The organism is Mycobacterium sp. IS-1742 (assembly GCF_001500125.1).
In the GTDB taxonomy this organism is placed as follows: domain Bacteria; phylum Actinomycetota; class Actinomycetes; order Mycobacteriales; family Mycobacteriaceae; genus Mycobacterium.
In genome coordinates, this window is record NZ_LQIV01000042.1 from 220,618 (window position 1) to 236,307 (window position 15,690).

14 protein-coding genes are annotated in these 15,690 nt (G+C 70.8%); 6 read left to right on the forward strand and 8 right to left on the reverse strand.

The annotated features are described in order from the left end of the window. Positions 1 to 32: 32 nt before the first annotated feature. Entirely contained in the window at positions 33 to 1,157 is a 1,125-nt protein-coding gene (locus AU196_RS21650; protein ID WP_059097120.1) for a phosphotransferase family protein, read from the forward strand. Next, positions 1,157 to 2,296 (forward strand): Rv3169 family protein, encoded by a 1,140-nt coding sequence (locus AU196_RS21655; protein WP_059097121.1) that lies wholly within the window; start codon positions 1,157 to 1,159, stop codon positions 2,294 to 2,296. The genes AU196_RS21650 and AU196_RS21655 overlap by 1 nt, the downstream gene beginning before the upstream one ends. Before the next feature lie 44 nt (positions 2,297 to 2,340). Here the strand turns inward: AU196_RS21655 and AU196_RS21660 are convergent, their stop codons facing one another. Both AU196_RS21660 and AU196_RS21665 read right to left on the reverse strand, forming a co-directional pair. Beyond that, positions 2,341 to 3,825: a flavin-containing monooxygenase gene (locus tag AU196_RS21660; protein ID WP_059097122.1), complete on the reverse strand. Its 1,485-nt coding sequence runs from the start codon at positions 3,823 to 3,825 to the stop codon at positions 2,341 to 2,343. 44 nt (positions 3,826 to 3,869) lie between these two features. Continuing rightward, positions 3,870 to 4,853 carry a TIGR03617 family F420-dependent LLM class oxidoreductase gene (locus tag AU196_RS21665; RefSeq protein WP_059097173.1) on the reverse strand — a complete coding sequence of 328 codons (984 nt, stop codon included), beginning with the start codon at positions 4,851 to 4,853 and terminating at the stop codon, positions 3,870 to 3,872. A 28-nt stretch (positions 4,854 to 4,881) separates the two neighbouring features. Here AU196_RS21665 and AU196_RS21670 point away from each other — a divergent pair, with 28 nt between their 5' ends. Further along, complete coding sequence (locus AU196_RS21670; protein ID WP_059097123.1) at positions 4,882 to 6,234, forward strand: flavin monoamine oxidase family protein; 1,353 nt, start codon at positions 4,882 to 4,884, stop codon at positions 6,232 to 6,234. Here the strand turns inward: AU196_RS21670 and AU196_RS21675 are convergent. Continuing rightward, the gene (locus AU196_RS21675; protein WP_059097124.1) at positions 6,231 to 7,187 is read right to left on the reverse strand and encodes an alpha/beta fold hydrolase; all 957 of its coding nucleotides are present in this window, start codon (positions 7,185 to 7,187) and stop codon (positions 6,231 to 6,233) included. The two genes, AU196_RS21670 and AU196_RS21675, sit on opposite strands and share 4 nt — an antisense overlap. Before the next feature lie 43 nt (positions 7,188 to 7,230). Next, complete coding sequence (locus AU196_RS21680) at positions 7,231 to 8,328, reverse strand: NAD(P)-dependent alcohol dehydrogenase (RefSeq protein ID WP_059097125.1); 1,098 nt, start codon at positions 8,326 to 8,328, stop codon at positions 7,231 to 7,233. A 42-nt stretch (positions 8,329 to 8,370) separates the two neighbouring features. On the opposite strand from AU196_RS21680, the gene AU196_RS21685 reads away from it, so the two are divergent. Further along, positions 8,371 to 9,342: an NADPH:quinone oxidoreductase family protein gene (locus AU196_RS21685; RefSeq protein ID WP_059097126.1), complete on the forward strand. Its 972-nt coding sequence runs from the start codon at positions 8,371 to 8,373 to the stop codon at positions 9,340 to 9,342. Positions 9,343 to 9,346: 4 nt separating this feature from the next. On the opposite strand, the gene AU196_RS21690 is transcribed toward AU196_RS21685, so the two are convergent. After that, positions 9,347 to 9,814, reverse strand: coding sequence for a hypothetical protein (locus AU196_RS21690; protein ID WP_059097127.1), 468 nt, complete (start codon positions 9,812 to 9,814; stop codon positions 9,347 to 9,349). 120 nt (positions 9,815 to 9,934) lie between these two features. Further along, on the reverse strand, positions 9,935 to 10,573 hold the full coding sequence (locus AU196_RS21695) for a DUF4396 domain-containing protein (RefSeq protein WP_231737672.1): 639 nt from the start codon (positions 10,571 to 10,573) through the stop codon (positions 9,935 to 9,937). 92 nt (positions 10,574 to 10,665) lie between these two features. Here AU196_RS21695 and AU196_RS21700 point away from each other — a divergent pair, with 92 nt between their 5' ends. Both AU196_RS21700 and AU196_RS21705 read left to right on the forward strand, forming a co-directional pair. Next, entirely contained in the window at positions 10,666 to 12,333 is a 1,668-nt protein-coding gene (locus AU196_RS21700; RefSeq protein WP_231737673.1) for a dynamin family protein, read from the forward strand. Then, on the forward strand, positions 12,330 to 13,922 hold the full coding sequence (locus AU196_RS21705) for a GTPase family protein (protein WP_059097128.1): 1,593 nt from the start codon (positions 12,330 to 12,332) through the stop codon (positions 13,920 to 13,922). The genes AU196_RS21700 and AU196_RS21705 overlap by 4 nt, the downstream gene beginning before the upstream one ends. On the opposite strand, the gene AU196_RS21710 is transcribed toward AU196_RS21705, so the two are convergent. Then, entirely contained in the window at positions 13,908 to 14,663 is a 756-nt protein-coding gene (locus tag AU196_RS21710) for a class I SAM-dependent methyltransferase (protein ID WP_059097129.1), read from the reverse strand. The two genes, AU196_RS21705 and AU196_RS21710, sit on opposite strands and share 15 nt — an antisense overlap. Continuing rightward, complete coding sequence (locus AU196_RS21715; RefSeq protein ID WP_059097130.1) at positions 14,660 to 15,643, reverse strand: methylenetetrahydrofolate reductase C-terminal domain-containing protein; 984 nt, start codon at positions 15,641 to 15,643, stop codon at positions 14,660 to 14,662. The genes AU196_RS21710 and AU196_RS21715 overlap by 4 nt, the downstream gene beginning before the upstream one ends. Positions 15,644 to 15,690: the final 47 nt, after the last annotated feature.

Consider the following 15,690-nt stretch of genomic DNA (forward strand, 5'->3'; position numbering starts at 1 on the left):
ATCGTATCGTAATTAGGCCGGAGGAACATCGCATGGAATCTGAACCGACGGTCGAGACGGACGTCAGCCGCCTGCAGCACTCCAGTCGCGACGTCGCCGCCCTCCCCGAGATCCTGTCGCGTTGGCTGGCCACCCAGCTGGCCGGCGGCGCCGCGCCCGAGGTGCGTGTCGAGAGCGGCATCGACGCCAACGGGATGAGTTCGGAGACCATCGTGCTGACCGTCGTCCTGGACGGCACACCGCAACGCTTCGTGGCCCGGGTCGCCCCGACCGCCGAAGACGTACCGGTGTTCTCCGAATACCGGATGGACCACCAGTTCGAGCTGCTGCGACTGGTCGCCGAGAAGACCGACGTTCCCGTCCCGCCGGTGCGGTGGCTCGAGCCGACCGGCGAGGTCCTCGGTGCGCCGTTCTTCCTCATGGACCACATCGAGGGCGTGGTGCCGCCCGACATCATGCCCTACACCTTCGGCGGCAACTGGCTCTACGACGCCACCCCCGAAGAGCAACGCCGACTACAGGACAGCACCGTCGAGGTGCTCGGGAAATTGCACTCCATCCCTGACCCGCTGACCACGTTCGGCTTCCTCGCCGGCGGCTCGACGGACAACGCGCTGCGCCGAAACCTCGACTGGCTCAAGGGTTGGTACGAGTTCGCCGCCGCCGACATCGGCCGCGCGGCGCTCGTCGAACGGGCACTGGAGTGGCTGGAGACGCACTGGCCGGCCGAGGTCGCCGCGACCGACCCCGTCCTGCAGTGGGGCGACAGCCGTGTGGGCAACGTCCTCTACCGAGATTTCCGGCCGGTCGCCGTGTTGGACTGGGAGATGGCCACGCTCGGGCCGCGCGAGATGGACGTGGCTTGGATGGTGTTCTCGCACATGGTGTTCCAGGAACTCACCGGGTTGGCCGGACTCGAGGGAATGCCCCATTTCATGCGCGAGGAGGACGTCAAGGCCACCTACGCCGACCTGACCGGCGTGCGACTCGGCGACCTGCACTGGTTCTTCGTCTACGCCGGGACGATCTGGGCGTGCGTGTTCATGCGCACCAGCGCGCGCCGTGTCCGGTTCGGCGAGATCGAACAGCCCACCGACGTCGAGTCGCTGTTCTACCACGGCGCGCTGCTGCGCCGCCTCATCGGAGAGGATGCGTGATGCTCGGACCCATGGACGAATTCCCGGTACACCAGATCCCGCAGCCGATCGCGTGGCCGGGGTCCTCGGACCGGAACTTCTACGACCGTTCCTATTTCAACGCCCATGACCGAAGCGGCGACATCTTCCTCATCACCGGCATCGGCTATTACCCCAACCTCGGGGTCAAGGACGCTTTCGTGCTGCTGTCCCGGCGCGGCGGCGGCGAGAAGGGGTTGCTCGGCGATACGCACACCGCGGTGCACCTGTCCGACGGCATCGACCAGGACCGGTTGAACCAGCACGTCGGCGCCTACCGCGTGGAGGTCACCGAACCGTTGCGCAAACTGCGCATCGTGATGGACGAAACCGAGGGTGTCGCAGTCGATCTCACCTGGGAGGGGCTGTTCGACGTCGTGCAGGAGCAGCCGCACATCATGCGGACCGGCAACCGGGTCACGCTGGATGCGCAGCGGTTCGCCCAGGTGGGCGCCTGGAGCGGACGGATCCTGCTCGACGGTGAGGAGATCGCCGTCGATCCGCAGACCTGGATCGGCAGCCGTGACAGGTCGTGGGGTATCCGGCCCATCGGTGAGGCCGAACCCGCCGGACGCCCGGCCGATCCGCCCTTCGAAGGCATGTGGTGGCTGTACGTCCCGATGGCGTTCGACGACTTCGCCATCGTGCTGATCATCCAGGAGGACCCCAGTGGTTTCCGCTCCCTGAACGACTGCACGAGGGTGTGGCGGGACGGGCGCGTCGAGCAGTTGGGGTGGCCGCGGGTACGCATCCACTACACGTCGGGGACGCGGATCCCCTACGGCGCCACCATCGAAGCCACGACCGGTGACGGTTCCCCGATCGTGTTCGAGGTGGAATCCAAGCTGCCGGTCCCCATCCACATCGGTGGCGGTTACGGCGGTGACGCCGATTGGCTGCACGGGGTGTGGAAGGGCGAGAAGTTCACCGAGCGAAGGGATTACGACCTGAGTGATCCCGCGGTGTCCGGGCGGGCGATGTTCGGTGTCATCGACCACGTGGGGCGCGCGACCTGTGAGGTGGACGGCCGCACCGTCGAGGGCTGGGGCCTGTTCGAGCACGGTGCGCTCGGCCGCCACGACCCGTCGGGTTTCGCCGACTGGCTCACGCTGGCCCCGTAGCGGCCGGCGATTTCGGTGTACTTGGTCGCGCCGGACGCGACGTACTACGCCGAGATCACCCGGTCCGGCGCCGGCACGCGGCCGAACACCATCGACTCCTCGATCCGGTCGAAGCGGTGGTCGATCGCGTCGAGCACATAGTTGTGCCGCACGTTCCACGGCCGGTGCGTGCCCGACTTCGGCAGGGCGTGCGGCGCCCGCTGGACGTACCCGGCGTTGATGTTCCACGCCGGCTTCTCCGCCATCGGCTTGTCGCCCAGGTGCGGATAGGCATGCGTGTAGCCGTGCTGGTCCATGAAGTCGACGAGGCGGGCGAAGGCCCGCGCGGTCAGGTCCGCGCGCAGCGTCCACGACGCGTTGATGTACCCCACGCACCACGCCAGGTTCGGCACATCCTCGAGCATGTGCTCCTTGAACACGAACCGGTCCTGCGGTTTGATCTCCGCCCCGTCGATGCTGAGCGCGATGCCGCCGAGAGCCTGCAGTTCCAGTCCCGTGGCGGTGACGATCACGTCGGCGTCGATCCGCTCGCCGGAGCGCAACACGACCCCGTGCTCGTCGAACGTGTCGATGTGGTCGGTCACCACCTCGGCCCGTCCTTCGGCGATCGCCAAGTAGAGGTCGTCGTCCAGGCTCAGGCACATCCGCTGATCCCACGGGTCGTAGCGCGGGTTGAAGTGCACGTCGACCGGATAACCCTCGGGCAGCGTCTTGGCGGCCTGACTGCGGATGAACCGCCGTACCAGGCGGGGCGCTTTCCGGGACAGCGCATAGGTGGAGACGATGAACGCCAGGTTGTAGAACCGCACGAGGTGGAACGCGATCCGCGCCGGGAACACCTTGCGGATGGCCTGCACCACCGGGTTGATCCGCGGCGAGGACAGCACATAGGTCGGCGAACGCTGCAACATGGTGACGTGGCCGGCGTCGCGGGCCAGCGCGGGGACCATGCTGATCGCGGTGGCACCGCTGCCGATCACCACGATGTTCTTGCCGGTGTAGTCGAGGGACTCCGGCCAGTGCTGCGGGTGGACCACCTCGCCGGCGAACTTCTCGATCCCCGGGAACACGGGGCGGTAAGGCTCGTCGTAGTTGTAGTAACCGGTGCCGAAGAACAGGAACCTGCTGCAGTAGGTCCGCTGCTGTCCGTCCTGCTCGGTGCGCACGGTCCAGGTGTCGGTGGCCGAATCCCAGTCCGCCGACAGCACGTGGGTGTTGAACCGGATGTGGGAGTCGATGCCGTGCTTGCGGGCGGTCGCGGTCAGGTATTCGCGGATGTCGGCGCCGTCGGCGACGTTCTCCGGCCTGGTCCACCGCTCGAACGGGAAGCTCAGCGTGAAGATGTCGCTGTCGGAGCGGATGCCCGGGTAACGGAACAGATCCCACGTGCCGCCGATCCGCGCCCGGCGCTCGAGGATCGCGTACGTCAGCCGCGGGTTCCTCTCCTGCAGGCGGTAGGCCGCGCCTATGCCCGAAATACCGGCACCGATGATCAGGACATCGGTGTGATCAGCGTCGACGCTGCCCATGGAACCTCCATTGGTCCGCTTACGTACCGACCCCACCATAGGGCTCACCCGCGCAGTGCGTCGACGATCCGGGCCAACGAATCCACGTCGATCGGCCGGGGCTGGTAGAGGCAGATCCTGTCGGCAACGCCGGCCACCCGGTCGCGGATGTGCGCGGCGATCTCCGCGGGGCTGCCGCAGGCCGCGATGGTGTGCAGCACCTCGTCGGGGATGAGCGTCGCCATCTCCTGCCAGCGGCCCTGTTTGGACATCGCGTGCAGCTCCGGCTGCAGATCGCCCCACCCGTGCAGGTCCAGCACCGGACGGTAGGCCGGCGTCGACCCGTAGAACGCCAGCAACTGTCGGGTGGCGGCGTGGTCGGGATTCTGCTCGGACGCGACGGACACGATGATCTCCGGGACGACGGCGAACTGCGCGGCATCGCGCCCCGCGGCGCCGAGACCCTCGGCGACCGCCGACATCGTCGATTCGTGCAGGAACCGTTTGGTGCCGAACGGCATCACCAGCAGCCCGTCGGCGTGCTCGGCGGCCGCCCTGGTCAGCCGCGGGCCGAGCGCCCCCACGTAGATCGGCGGCGGTCCGAACGCGTTGTCGCGCGGCGTGAAGTTCGGTGTCATCAGCGTGTGCCGGTAGAACTCCCCGCGGAAGTCCAGCCGCTCCCCGGTCGACCAGGTGGCGAAGATCGCCCGCAGCGCAGCGATCAACTCGGTCATCCGCGCGACGGGTCGGTCGAACTCGGCGCCGAACCGTTTCTCGATCTGCGTGCGGATCTGCGTGCCCAGACCGAGCGTGAACCGCCCGCCGGACAGGATCTGATGGTCGACGGCCTGATGTGCGAGGTGAATCGGATTGCGCGGGAACGCGATCGCGACGTTGGTCATCAGGTCCAGCCCGCCCACGGTCGACGCGAGCGTCAGCGGGGTGAAGACGTCGTGGGGTCCCTCGAAGGTGAAGACCCCGTCGGCGCCCGCCTCGCGCAGGGCGTGGGCTCGTTCGATCGCATCTGTCGGCCCGAACAGCGCCGTCATCACCTGCACGACGTGAGAGCCTAGTCGGATGACTGCATCGGCCGGCGCCGACGTCGTCGTGGTGGGGGCCGGGTTCGCCGGGCTCACGGCGGCGCGCGAACTCACCCGCCGCGGCCACGACGTCGTGGTGTTCGAAGGACGCGACCGGGTCGGCGGCCGGGCGTACACCACGACGGTCGCGGGGATCCCCGTCGACCTGGGCGCCACGTTCATCGGCCCGACCCAGGACGCGGTCGCCGCGCTGGCGAGGGAACTGGGTTGCGTCACCGTCCGCACGTACAGCCGTGGCAAGAACCTCATCCGCTGGCGCGGGCGCGTGCGCTCCTACCGCAGCACGGTGCCGCGGCTGTCGATCATCGAACTGCTCGACGTCAGCCGCATCCAGTGGCGCTTCGAGCGGTTGTGCAAGCAGATCCCACTCGCCGCGCCGTGGACCGCGGCGAGTGCGCACCGCCTCGACGATCTCAGCCTGGAAATGTGGCTGCGGTCGGTGCACGCGAGCGCCTCCACCCGCGACCTGATGGCGATCATGTCGCGGGTGACCTGGGGGTGTGAACCCGATGCGGTGTCGATGCTGCACGCCGCGCGGTACGTCAAGGCGGCCGGCGGTATCGGGTGCATGCTCGACGTCGAGGGCGGCGCGCAGCAGGACCGTTTCCCGGGCGGCGCCCAGGAGATCGCCTCCCGGATGGCCGCAGAGCTGGGCGACCGGGTCCGGATCGGCGCGCCGGTGCGGCGGGTGCAACGGGACGCGGACGGGACGCTGCAGGTGCACACCGACTCCGGCCATGCGACGGCGCGTGCGGTGATCGTCGCGATCGCGCCCGCGCACCGCGACGCGATCACGTTCGAGCCGCGGCTACCGGCCGGCTACACCGATTTGGCCACCCACTGGCCGCAGGGCCGGTTGAGCAAGGCCTACGCCGCCTACGACCGGCCGTTCTGGCGCGAGGGCGGCTGTTCGGGTGAGGCGCTCTCCGACGAGGGCCCGGTGTTCATCACCTTCGACGTCAGCCCGTCCGACGACGGGCCCGGGGTCCTTCTCGGCTTCACCGACGCCGCGGCGTTCGACGTGCTCTCGCCGGAGGAGCGCCGGACACGTGCGCTCGCCGGGTTCGCCGCGCTGTTCGGCGACGAGGCCGCGGCGCCGGTCGACTACGTCGACCACCTGTGGGGCGCCGAGGCGTTCGCGCCGGGCGGCCCGACGGCGGCGGTGCCACCGGGTGCGTGGACGGCCCACGGTCAGTGGCTGCGCACACCGGTCGACGGAATCCACTGGGCCGGAACGGAAACCGCGGACCGGTGGACGGGCTTCCTCGACGGTGCGGTGCGCTCGGGGCAGCGGGCCGCCGCCGAGGTGCACGAGCGGTTGTCGCGTTAGGACGTGGCGCGGCGCGGCGCCCTCACGGATTCCACCAGGTTGCGCAGCGCGCCGTTGACCTCGTCCGGGCGTTCCAGGATGGCGCAGTGCCCACCGGTGAGTTCGAGGAACGCCGCGAGGTTGGGCACGGTCTCGGCGATCCGCTTCGCCGAGGTGATCGGCAGCAGGCGGTCCTTGTCGCTGCCGATCACGAGGGTCGGCACGTGGAGGTTCTCCAGGCCGATGTGGCGCGGACCGAGAGATTCGACCAGCACCCTGGCCCACCCGCCGCGCCCCGCGGCGGGTGTGCCGGCGAACAGCTCGAACACGAACGCCGCGACGGCGGGGTCGGCGGCCCGACCGACGGCCAACTCGGAGACGAAGCGGCGGCTCGGCCGGTGCGCGGCGGCGAGCAGGGGCGCCGCACCGAACGTCTTGATGACGGTGCCGGCGGCCCGAACCCGCGTCGCCGACAGCCGGTGCGGCACCGGGAGGAACTGGATGTCGCGGAGGAGATCGCCGGTGGTGGTGTTGATCAGGGCGACGCCCGCGGCCCGCTGCGCCACCCGCTCGGGGAAGCGTTCGGCCCAGCTCGTGATCGCGATCCCGCCCATCGAGTGACCCGCGACCACCGCCCGCTCGCCGGCGGCGACGGTCGCGTCGAGCACCGCGTCGAGGTCGGCGGCCAGGTAGTCGAGGCTGTAGTTGCCGCGCCGCGGCGGTACCCCGCTGCGGCCGTGTCCGCGATGGTCGAAGGCGATGACCCGGTGATCGCGTGCGAGGTCGGCGATCTGGTAGGCCCAGACCCGAATCGCGCACGTGATGCCATGAGCGAGGACGACCGGCGGAGCGTCCTCGGGCCCGAAGACCTCGGTGTGCAACCGGACCCCGTCGACCGAGCGCACCGGGACCACCCGGCCCGGCGGCAATGCCCGCGCGGCAGCGAATCGGGTGGTCGGTCGTGCGCTGCTCACGGGTGCTCCCATCGGCGCCGGCAACGTCGCCGGGTTTTACAGCCTAGCCCTCGGTGACCAGCACCGGCTTGATAACGCGCCCGGATTTGGCGGCCGACCAGGCGGCATCGAATTCCTCGAACGGGAAAGTGGTGATCAACCGGTCGAGCGGCAGTTCGCCGGACCGGACGAGGGCGACCAGGCGCGGGATGAAGGCGTGGGGTTCGCTGTCGCCTTCGACGACGCCGCGCACCGTCAGGCCGCGACCCATGATCAGCCCCACCGGCAGCGGTGCGACCGGCGCCCCGAGCCCGACGAGCGCCAGCGCGCCGCGCGGGCGCAGCGCCGTGAGCGCGATGGAGACCACGTCGGGCACCGCGGTGGTGTCGACGGCGGCGTGCGCCCCGCCGCCGGTCGCATCGAGCACGGCGGCAGTGACGTCGCCACCGGCGGGGTCGACGGTCGCGGTGGCACCGAGTTCGGCGGCCAGCTCCCGCCGCCGGGCCACCGGGTCGACGGCGACGATGGTCCGGCACCCGGCGATTCGCGCACCCATCACGGCGGACAGTCCGACCGCGCCGGCGCCGAACACGACCACGGTGTGCTCGGGACGCGCGGCCAGGGCGTTGAGGACGGTGCCGACCCCGGTCTGCACGCTGCACCCGAGCGGGGCGGCCAGCGCCGGGTCGAGACCGCCGTCGACGGCGACGGTGTTGCGTTGGCGCGCAAGGGCATAGGTGGCGTGACTGGACTGGCCGAAGAAGCCGCCGGCGATGGGTTGGCCGTCCAGTCGCAGGGCGCTCGACGCCCCCGCCCCGTCGCCGCGCATGTTGTGGTCGGTGGACCGTTCGCAGTACGCCGGTTGGCCCGCCGCGCAGAAGGAGCACCGTCCACAGCTGGCGAAGGTGAGCACCACCGGTTGTCCGGTGGGCAGATCGGCCTCGGGTCCGCGGGCCACGACGGTGCCTGCGCCCTCGTGACCGAACACCATGGGTAGGCGCCTGGCCGGCCAGCGGGCGGCCACGCTGAGGTCGGTGTGGCAGATGCCCACCGCGTCGACGCGGACCAGGACCTCGTCGCCGACGGGCGGGCGGATGGCCACATCGGTCAGGGTGGGGTCTGCGCCGGGTCGGAGCAGTACCGCGGCACGGGCGTCGATCACCCCGGGATGTTAAATGGTTCCCGTCGACGGAAGGAAGCGACCATGCGCGCGGTTCAGATTGCCCGGTTGGACGGTCCCGGTTCGGTCCAGGTCGTCGACGTCGACGAACCCGAGGATGCCGATTCGGTGCTGATCGATGTGCACGCCGCCGGGGTGGCGTTCCCCGACGCGCTGCTCACGCGCGGGCTCTATCAGTACAAGCCGGACCTGCCGTTCACGCCGGGGGCGGAGATCGCCGGTGTGGTGCGCAGCGCCCCCGCCGATTCGGGCGTGTCCGCCGGTGACCGGGTGGCGGGTCTGACGATGCTGTCCGGCGGGATGGCCGAAGTGGTTGCGCTGGCGCCCGATCGGGTGTTCCCGCTGCCCGACGCGGTGTCGTTCGAAGCGGGCGCGGGTCTGCTGTTCAACGATCTGACGGTGCACTGCGCGCTGCGTACCCGCGGTCGGCTGGCCCAGGGCGAGACCGTCCTGGTCCACGGCGCCGCCGGTGGAATCGGCACGTCCACACTGCGTTTGGCCCCGGCCTTCGGTGCGGGCCGCACCATCGCCGTGGTCAGCACCGAGGAGAAGATCCCGGTGGCGCGGGCGGCCGGCGCGGACGAGGTCGTGTTGGCCGACGGTTTCAAGGACGCGGTCAAGGAGGTGACCGGGGGCCGCGGTGTCGACGTCGTGGTCGACCCGGTCGGCGGCGACCGGTTCACCGACTCACTGCGCTCCCTCGCCCCTGGCGGACGTCTGCTGGTGATCGGCTTCACCGGCGGCGAGATTCCCACCGTCAAGGTGAACCGGCTGCTGCTCAACAACGTCGATGTCGTCGGCGTGGGGTGGGGCGCTTGGACTTTCGCGCATCCGGGCTATGTGCGCGAGCAGTGGGCCGAACTCGAGCCGCTGCTGGCCTCCGGCGCGGTGTCGGCGCCGCAACCCGATGTCTACCCGCTCGAGCGGGCTGCCGAAGCCATTGCGGCGCTGGAGGATCGCACGGCGAAGGGCAAGGTCGTCATCACCGTGCGGTGAGCGCTCAGGACGCGGCCAGGTAGTCCATGGGTGGGCCGTCCGGGCCGACGGCCGCCTGGTCGGCCACGGCGGTCGCGACGTGCTGACCAGCCTGCACGGTGGCGAAGACCGCCACGCGATCGTCGACCGCGAACGACGCCGCCGGGCTGGCGGGCTGCTGGCGATCGGCCGTCACGGCATAGGTGTCCGGCGTGAGCCGGTAGGTCTGGATGAGTCCGTCGTCGCTGCGGGTGGTCACCGAATCGGCGGTCACGGCGATGACGGTCCCGTTCTGGGTGACCGGTGCGCTGCTCGCGGCCTGCGGTGCCTGCGGCGCGGGGGCGGCGGGTTCGGGTGACGAGAAGTGCACGATCGCGCCGGCGAGGGCGCCTGCCGAGGCCACGGCGAACGACAGCGAGCCGCCCACGACCACGGGCCAGTTCGTCGTCCGGGGCCGGGTCATCGGCTCGGGTGACCGGTGTCTTCCACTCATACCTCTCAGCTCCACGATGTTGTGCGTCTGACGGGTCTCTACCCCTGCGCTCGTTCATGCAAACCGCTTCACCCGCGCGAAACCTTCCCGCACCCCCTCTGAGCTGGACAAACACAGGCGTCAATTCGTGTCGGGCGGGACCGCCTGCGCGTGCGAGCCGCCATCGGAGGCGCCGAGTTCGTCGGCGATCGACACCACGAGGCCGCCGAGCATGAACGCGATGATCGCCGCGGCCAAAGCCCCCGTGCTCAACGACGGGATGAACCGGCGCGCACCGCTCGGGTGCGTGGCGCCGTGGTGGTACTCGTGGGTCAGCGCATGGCCTTTGCCCCGGCGGAGCAGGAAACGGTTGACCGGGTAGGCGGCGAGGAAGGCCGCACCGAGAGCGATCATCATGCTCACCCAGAACACCGCGTTGACCAACCCGGCGTTCATCGCACCGGGTATGGCGGCCATGACGAGGTTGTCGACGATCTCCATGGTCAGGATCGACAGGGTGTCGGCCGCCAACACCACGCTCAGTGCCGTGCCGAACGCGAGACCCGCCCTCAGCAGCGGCAGCGTCGACAGCGCGTAGCCGAACAGGAAGGCCAGCGCGACGGCGAGCCCGATGGTGGCCACGTTGCTCAACCCGATGGCGGTTCCGATGATCAAGCCGAGGATCTCGCCGATCGCGCACCCGGTGAGGCAGTGCAGCGTCGCGCTGAGCGCCATCGTGTTGACGCTGCCCTCGGCGTGGTGGTGGTCATGTGTGTGCACAGTTCGCACCATACCCCCAGGGGGTATATGCGGCAAGGGTCCCGGTCGGTCAAAGCAGTCCGCTCGACGGCCGAGTGAGGCACGCTGAGGGGATGACGGCGGCCACGGCTCTCCTCGACGCGGTGGTCGCCCTCGGCGCGGCGCTCGAGCGCACCACCTTTCCCCTTCCCGCGCCGTCGGCGTGGCCCGCGGAACGCGACCGCCGGCAGCTGACCGGGCAGCTCTCGGACTATCTGATCCCGCGGCTGCGCAGTATCGACGCACCGCTGCTGGCGGTGGTCGGCGGTTCGACGGGCGCGGGCAAGTCAACGCTGATCAATTCACTCGTCGGCGCCGACGTCAGCCAGTCGGGCGTCCTGCGCCCGACCACCCGCGGCCCGGTGATCGTGTGCCATCCGACTGATCTGCAGTGGTTCACCGACGACCGGATCCTGCCGCAGTTACCGCGATCGGCCGGTCCGGACGGGCTGCGGTTGGCGCCCCACCCGGGCATCGGGCCGGGCCTCGCGCTGCTCGACGCCCCCGACATCGACAGCGTCGTGAGCAGTAACCGCGAACTCGCGTCCACGTTGCTGGCCGCCGCAGACCTCTGGATCTTCCTCACCACCGCGGCCCGCTACGCCGACGCAGTCCCCTGGCACATGCTGCACACCGCGCGGGACCGCGGTACCGCGATCGCCGTCGTGCTGGACCGCTGCCCGCCCGAGGCCGTCCACGACGTGGCGGGCCATCTGCAGGACATGCTCGCCGCCGGCGGGCTCAACGGCGCGCCGCTGTTCGTGATCGCCGAGCAGTCGCTGCGCAACGGGCGGTTGAAGGAGAAGTCGATCGCGCCGATCCGCGCCTGGCTGGGCGGGCTCACCGCGGACGCCGAGCAGCGGGCGTCGGTGGTGCGCTACACCCTCGACGGTGCGCTGCGCAGCCTGCCCCCGCGGACGTACGCCCTGGCCGGCGCGGCCGACGAACAGGCCGACGTGCGCGCCCAGCTGGAGTCGTGCGTGCGGTCGTCCTATGACGGCGCCCTCGGGCGGGTCGACGAGGCCATCCGCGACGGCGCCATGCTGCGCGGCGAGGTGCTGGCGCGTTGGCAGGACGTGGTCGGCACCGGAGAGTTCCTGCGGCGCTTGGAATCCCGCGTCGGCCGTATCCGCGACCGGATGGTCTCCGCGGTCACCGGCCGGTCCACACCGGTCGAGGAACTGGGGTCGGCGTTGGAGACCGGCATCGCGACCGTCGTGCGGGCAGCGGTCGAGGACGCCGCCGAATCGGCCTACGCGTGCTGGGCGCGACACCAGGCCGGCGCACTGCTGCTGACCGACGAACTGGCCCGGCCCGCACCCGGATTGCCCGAGGCCGTCGAGCGGCTGGTCCGTGATTGGGAGGGGTTCGTACTCGAACTCGTCCGCACCGAGGGTGCGTCGAAGCGCTCGGGGGCCCGGTTGGCGTCCTACGGCGTCAACGGCGCCGGACTGGTCGTCATGCTCGCCGTGTTCAGCCAGACGGCCGGCTTGACCGGAGCGGAGATCGCGGTCGCCGGCGGGACGACCGTGGCCAGTCAGAAAGTGCTGGAGGCGATCTTCGGCGAGCAGGCCGTACGCGGACTGGCCCGCCAGGCGCGTGACGAACTCCTCGCTCGCGTCGGCCAGTTGTTGACCGAGGATTCCGGGCGGTATCTCTGGATCCTGGACTCGGCGGCGTCGGCGGTCAGCGGCGACGACCTGCGGGCGGCCGCGAATCGCGTTGCCGCGGTGCTGCAATGAGTCTCGTCGAACGGCTGGCCGCGTTGTCGTCGGTGGCGGCGCTCGGTGCCGGCCGGCTCCCCGAGGACGTCCTGGCCGACGTCCACAACCTCGACGCGCGTGCCGGAACCCGGTTGCGGTTGTCCGGTGAGCACACCGTCGTGGCGTTGGCGGGTGCGACCGGAAGCGGCAAGTCGTCGTTGTTCAACGCGGTGGCGGGGGCACCGTTGGCTCAGGTGGGCATCCGCCGGCCGACCACGTCGGCCACCCAGGCCGTCGTCTTCGGGCCGTCACCCGCCACGGAGCTCCTCGACTGGCTGGACGTTCGCAACCGTCAGACCGGCGGAGCCTCGGCCACCCCGCACCTGTCCGGGCTCGTTCTGCTCGACCTGCCCGACCACGACTCCATCGAGGCGACGCACCGCGCCGAGGTCGACCGGCTCATCCGCCTCGTCGACGCGTTCGTGTGGGTGCTCGACCCGCAGAAGTACGCCGACGCCGTGCTGCACGACGAGTATCTGCGGCCGCTGGCGCCGCACCGCGAGGTGATGGTCGTCGTGCTCAACCAGGCCGACCGACTGCCCCTGCCCGACCTGGCGTCGTGCATGCACGATCTGCACCGGCTGCTCGCCGAGGACGGCCTGACCGGCGTGCCGGTACTCGCCACCTCGGCCGTGAAACCGGACGGCGCCTCGGAGTTGCACGAGTTCCTCGTCTCCACCGTGGCCGATCACCGGGCCCGGACGGCGCGGGTGAGCGCCGATCTCGACGCGATGGCCGCACGGCTCACACCGCTGGTCCCCGCGCGTGGCTCCGAACCCGCGCTGCGGGACGCCGAACGGCATCTGCGTGACGCCCTGGCCGGTGCGGCGGCGGTCCCCACCGTGGTCGACGCCGTCGGCCGGGCGCACACCCGCCGGGGTCTGGCCGCGACCGGTTGGCCACCGGTACGCTGGATCCCCAAACTGCGCCCGGATCCGTTGCGCCGTCTCGGTCTGGACTCCCCCGACACCCAGGGCGAAATCCTCCGGCGGACGTCGATGCCGTCGGGTTCGGCTGCCTCGCGCGCCGGCGTCGACAGCGCGATGCGTGCGCTGGCCGACACCGCATCGGATCGGCTCCCCGCACCGTGGCCGCGAATCATGCGCGAGGCGGCGCGATCTCACGCCGATTCGGTCCCCGACGCCCTCGACAGGGCCGTCGGCGGGGCCGATCTCGGGATGGCCCGGTCACCGCGCTGGTGGCGGCTGGTCGGGGTGCTGCAATGGTTGCTCGTCGCGGTGGCCGTCGCGGGAGGCGTGTGGCTGGGTGCGCTCGCCGTACTGGCGTACCTGCAGATCGACCTGGACGCTCCGTCGCTCGGCCCGTTCGCGCTGCCGACGGTGCTGCTCCTCGGCGGGCTCGCCCTCGGACTGGTCCTGCGCATCCTCGTACGGCCGTTCGTGGCACTGGGAGCGACGCGGCGGCGACGCAAGGTGGCGTCCGAGTTGCACCGACGAGTCGACGGGGTTGCCGAGGAACTGGTGTTGGCGCCGCTGCGAACCGAACTGGAGCGCTACGGGCAGCTGTCGGCGGCGGTTTCCAAGATCGGACACTCACGCGTGCCGTAGCACCAGCATCTCGCCCGTGACGGCGCCTTCGGCCAGCAGGTCGGCGATCCGGCCGCTCTGCCGCTCGGCGAGTTGCCAGGCCCGCGACGCCCCGTGCCGCTCGGCGAGCGCCTCGGTGACCGCGTCGACGCGGTCGGTCCATGTGCGGGGGATCGCGGGAAGGTCGGCCGTGCCGCGCCACTTCTCGATGCGCAGGCCCGCTTCGGCGATCAACTCGATGAGATCCCCGCGTGCCGGAAAGTGGTTCCCCTCGGGCTGTTTGGTCAACAAGGGCTCGCGCGAGACGAAGGCGAGAAGCGCAATGCGGCCCGGCGGCCGCACGGTGCGGCGCATCTCGGTGAGCAGCTCGAGCTGGTGCGGGGTCGTGCACAGCACGCCCAGCGACCAGGCGGCGTCGACGCTGGCGTCGGCCAGCGGCAGCGCCGAGCCGACCGCCCGGATCACGGGGAAGCCGAACAGGGTTCGGGCGGCGCGGCAGGCGCCCGCCTCCGGTTCGACGAGCAGGGGTCGCAGCGACACCGCTTCGGCGGCATATGCGGCCGGTCCCCCGACGCCGGCCCCGCAGTCGAGCAGCGAATCGTCCGGCGTCAACTGCAATTGCTCGATGAGCCAGTCCAGGGCGGCCGGGCTGCCGCTGCCCCGGCATCCCGCGGGGATGTAGTAGTCCGGACCCAGATCGGCGGCGACCTGCGCCGTCCACTCGGCCACCGTGTCGAACTCGGCGTCCATCGCTTCCGTCATGCCCCCACCTCAGCTTTGACGAGCCGGCCGACCTCGGCCTTGATCTCCGCGCCCACCCGCGTGCCGGAAGCGGAAGCCAGCCCGGAGACATTGACGCCCTCGACCCCCTCGATCGACAGCAGCGCCCGCGCCTCGGCGACGGCGGCCGCGATGCCTGCCGCCACCGGATCGGCCGCACCGAGGACCTCGTCGACCACCGACTGGTCGAGTTCGAGGCCGGGCAGCCCCTGCAGAACCGCGGCCGACACCACGTCGGTGAACACCGCCACCGCGGCGATCACCGGAATCGACAACCCGGCGGCCCGTGCCGTGGCCATGAACTCGGCGATGGACTCGGGGAACGGCACGTGGTTGAGCACGGCGAGGCTGGCTCCCGCCCGCTGCTTCTCGACCAGGCGGGCCGGCCGGGCATGCACCGGCGGTGCGGTGGGCGTCTCCGGCACGGCAGGCACCATCCCGACCGATGCGGCCAGCGACACCAAACGGGGGCCGTCGAGGTCGAAGGTCTGGGTGACGTCCGGCCGCACGTCGTAGCCGCGGCCGTCGCCGGTCACGCAGAGCACGGTGCCGACCCCGAGCATGCGCAGACCGCGTAGTTCCTGCTCGAGAACCACGCGGTTGCGGTCGCGGCACGACAGGGTGATCCACGGCGTCATCCCGGCGTCGAGGAGCAGGCGGCCCATCAGAGTGGGTGGGAAATCCGGCCGGTTCTGGTGCTCGCCGACCAGCACGGCGTCACACGACTGCGCCAGGATGGCGGCGGTCGCCGCGACGTCGGACTCGTCGAACGGTGCGCAACTGAAGTCGGTGAGCACCAGCGGGGCCTGCGCCGGACGTGGCGCCGGTTCGACTCCCGACCACGGCACGACATCGGGGAAAGCGCAGGGGCCCTTCCGCATCTCGCACTGTCCGTCCGGACGGACACCGCCGCAGGGGCCGAACTGCATGCGCTTGGGACACAACGAGTCCGTTGACGTCATCCGGCCGGGCCACCCCTCCGCAGTCATGTGTTCGCACGCCTGTACCC

Bases quoted from the DNA above. Each gene is read 5' to 3' on its own strand.
- AU196_RS21685 (WP_059097126.1), top strand. From the start codon at position 8,371: ATGCGCGCGGTTCAGATTGCCCGGTTGGACGGTCCCGGTTCGGTCCAG.
- AU196_RS21660 (WP_059097122.1), bottom strand. From the start codon at position 3,825: ATGGGCAGCGTCGACGCTGATCACACCGATGTCCTGATCATCGGTGCC.
- AU196_RS21670 (WP_059097123.1), top strand. From the start codon at position 4,882: ATGACTGCATCGGCCGGCGCCGACGTCGTCGTGGTGGGGGCCGGGTTC.
- AU196_RS21650 (WP_059097120.1), top strand. From the start codon at position 33: ATGGAATCTGAACCGACGGTCGAGACGGACGTCAGCCGCCTGCAGCAC.
- AU196_RS21705 (WP_059097128.1), top strand. From the start codon at position 12,330: ATGAGTCTCGTCGAACGGCTGGCCGCGTTGTCGTCGGTGGCGGCGCTC.
- AU196_RS21715 (WP_059097130.1), bottom strand. From the start codon at position 15,643: ATGACGTCAACGGACTCGTTGTGTCCCAAGCGCATGCAGTTCGGCCCC.
- AU196_RS21710 (WP_059097129.1), bottom strand. From the start codon at position 14,663: ATGACGGAAGCGATGGACGCCGAGTTCGACACGGTGGCCGAGTGGACG.
- AU196_RS21690 (WP_059097127.1), bottom strand. From the start codon at position 9,814: ATGAGTGGAAGACACCGGTCACCCGAGCCGATGACCCGGCCCCGGACG.
- AU196_RS21655 (WP_059097121.1), top strand. From the start codon at position 1,157: ATGCTCGGACCCATGGACGAATTCCCGGTACACCAGATCCCGCAGCCG.
- AU196_RS21665 (WP_059097173.1), bottom strand. From the start codon at position 4,853: ATGACGGCGCTGTTCGGGCCGACAGATGCGATCGAACGAGCCCACGCC.
- AU196_RS21700 (WP_231737673.1), top strand. From the start codon at position 10,666: ATGACGGCGGCCACGGCTCTCCTCGACGCGGTGGTCGCCCTCGGCGCG.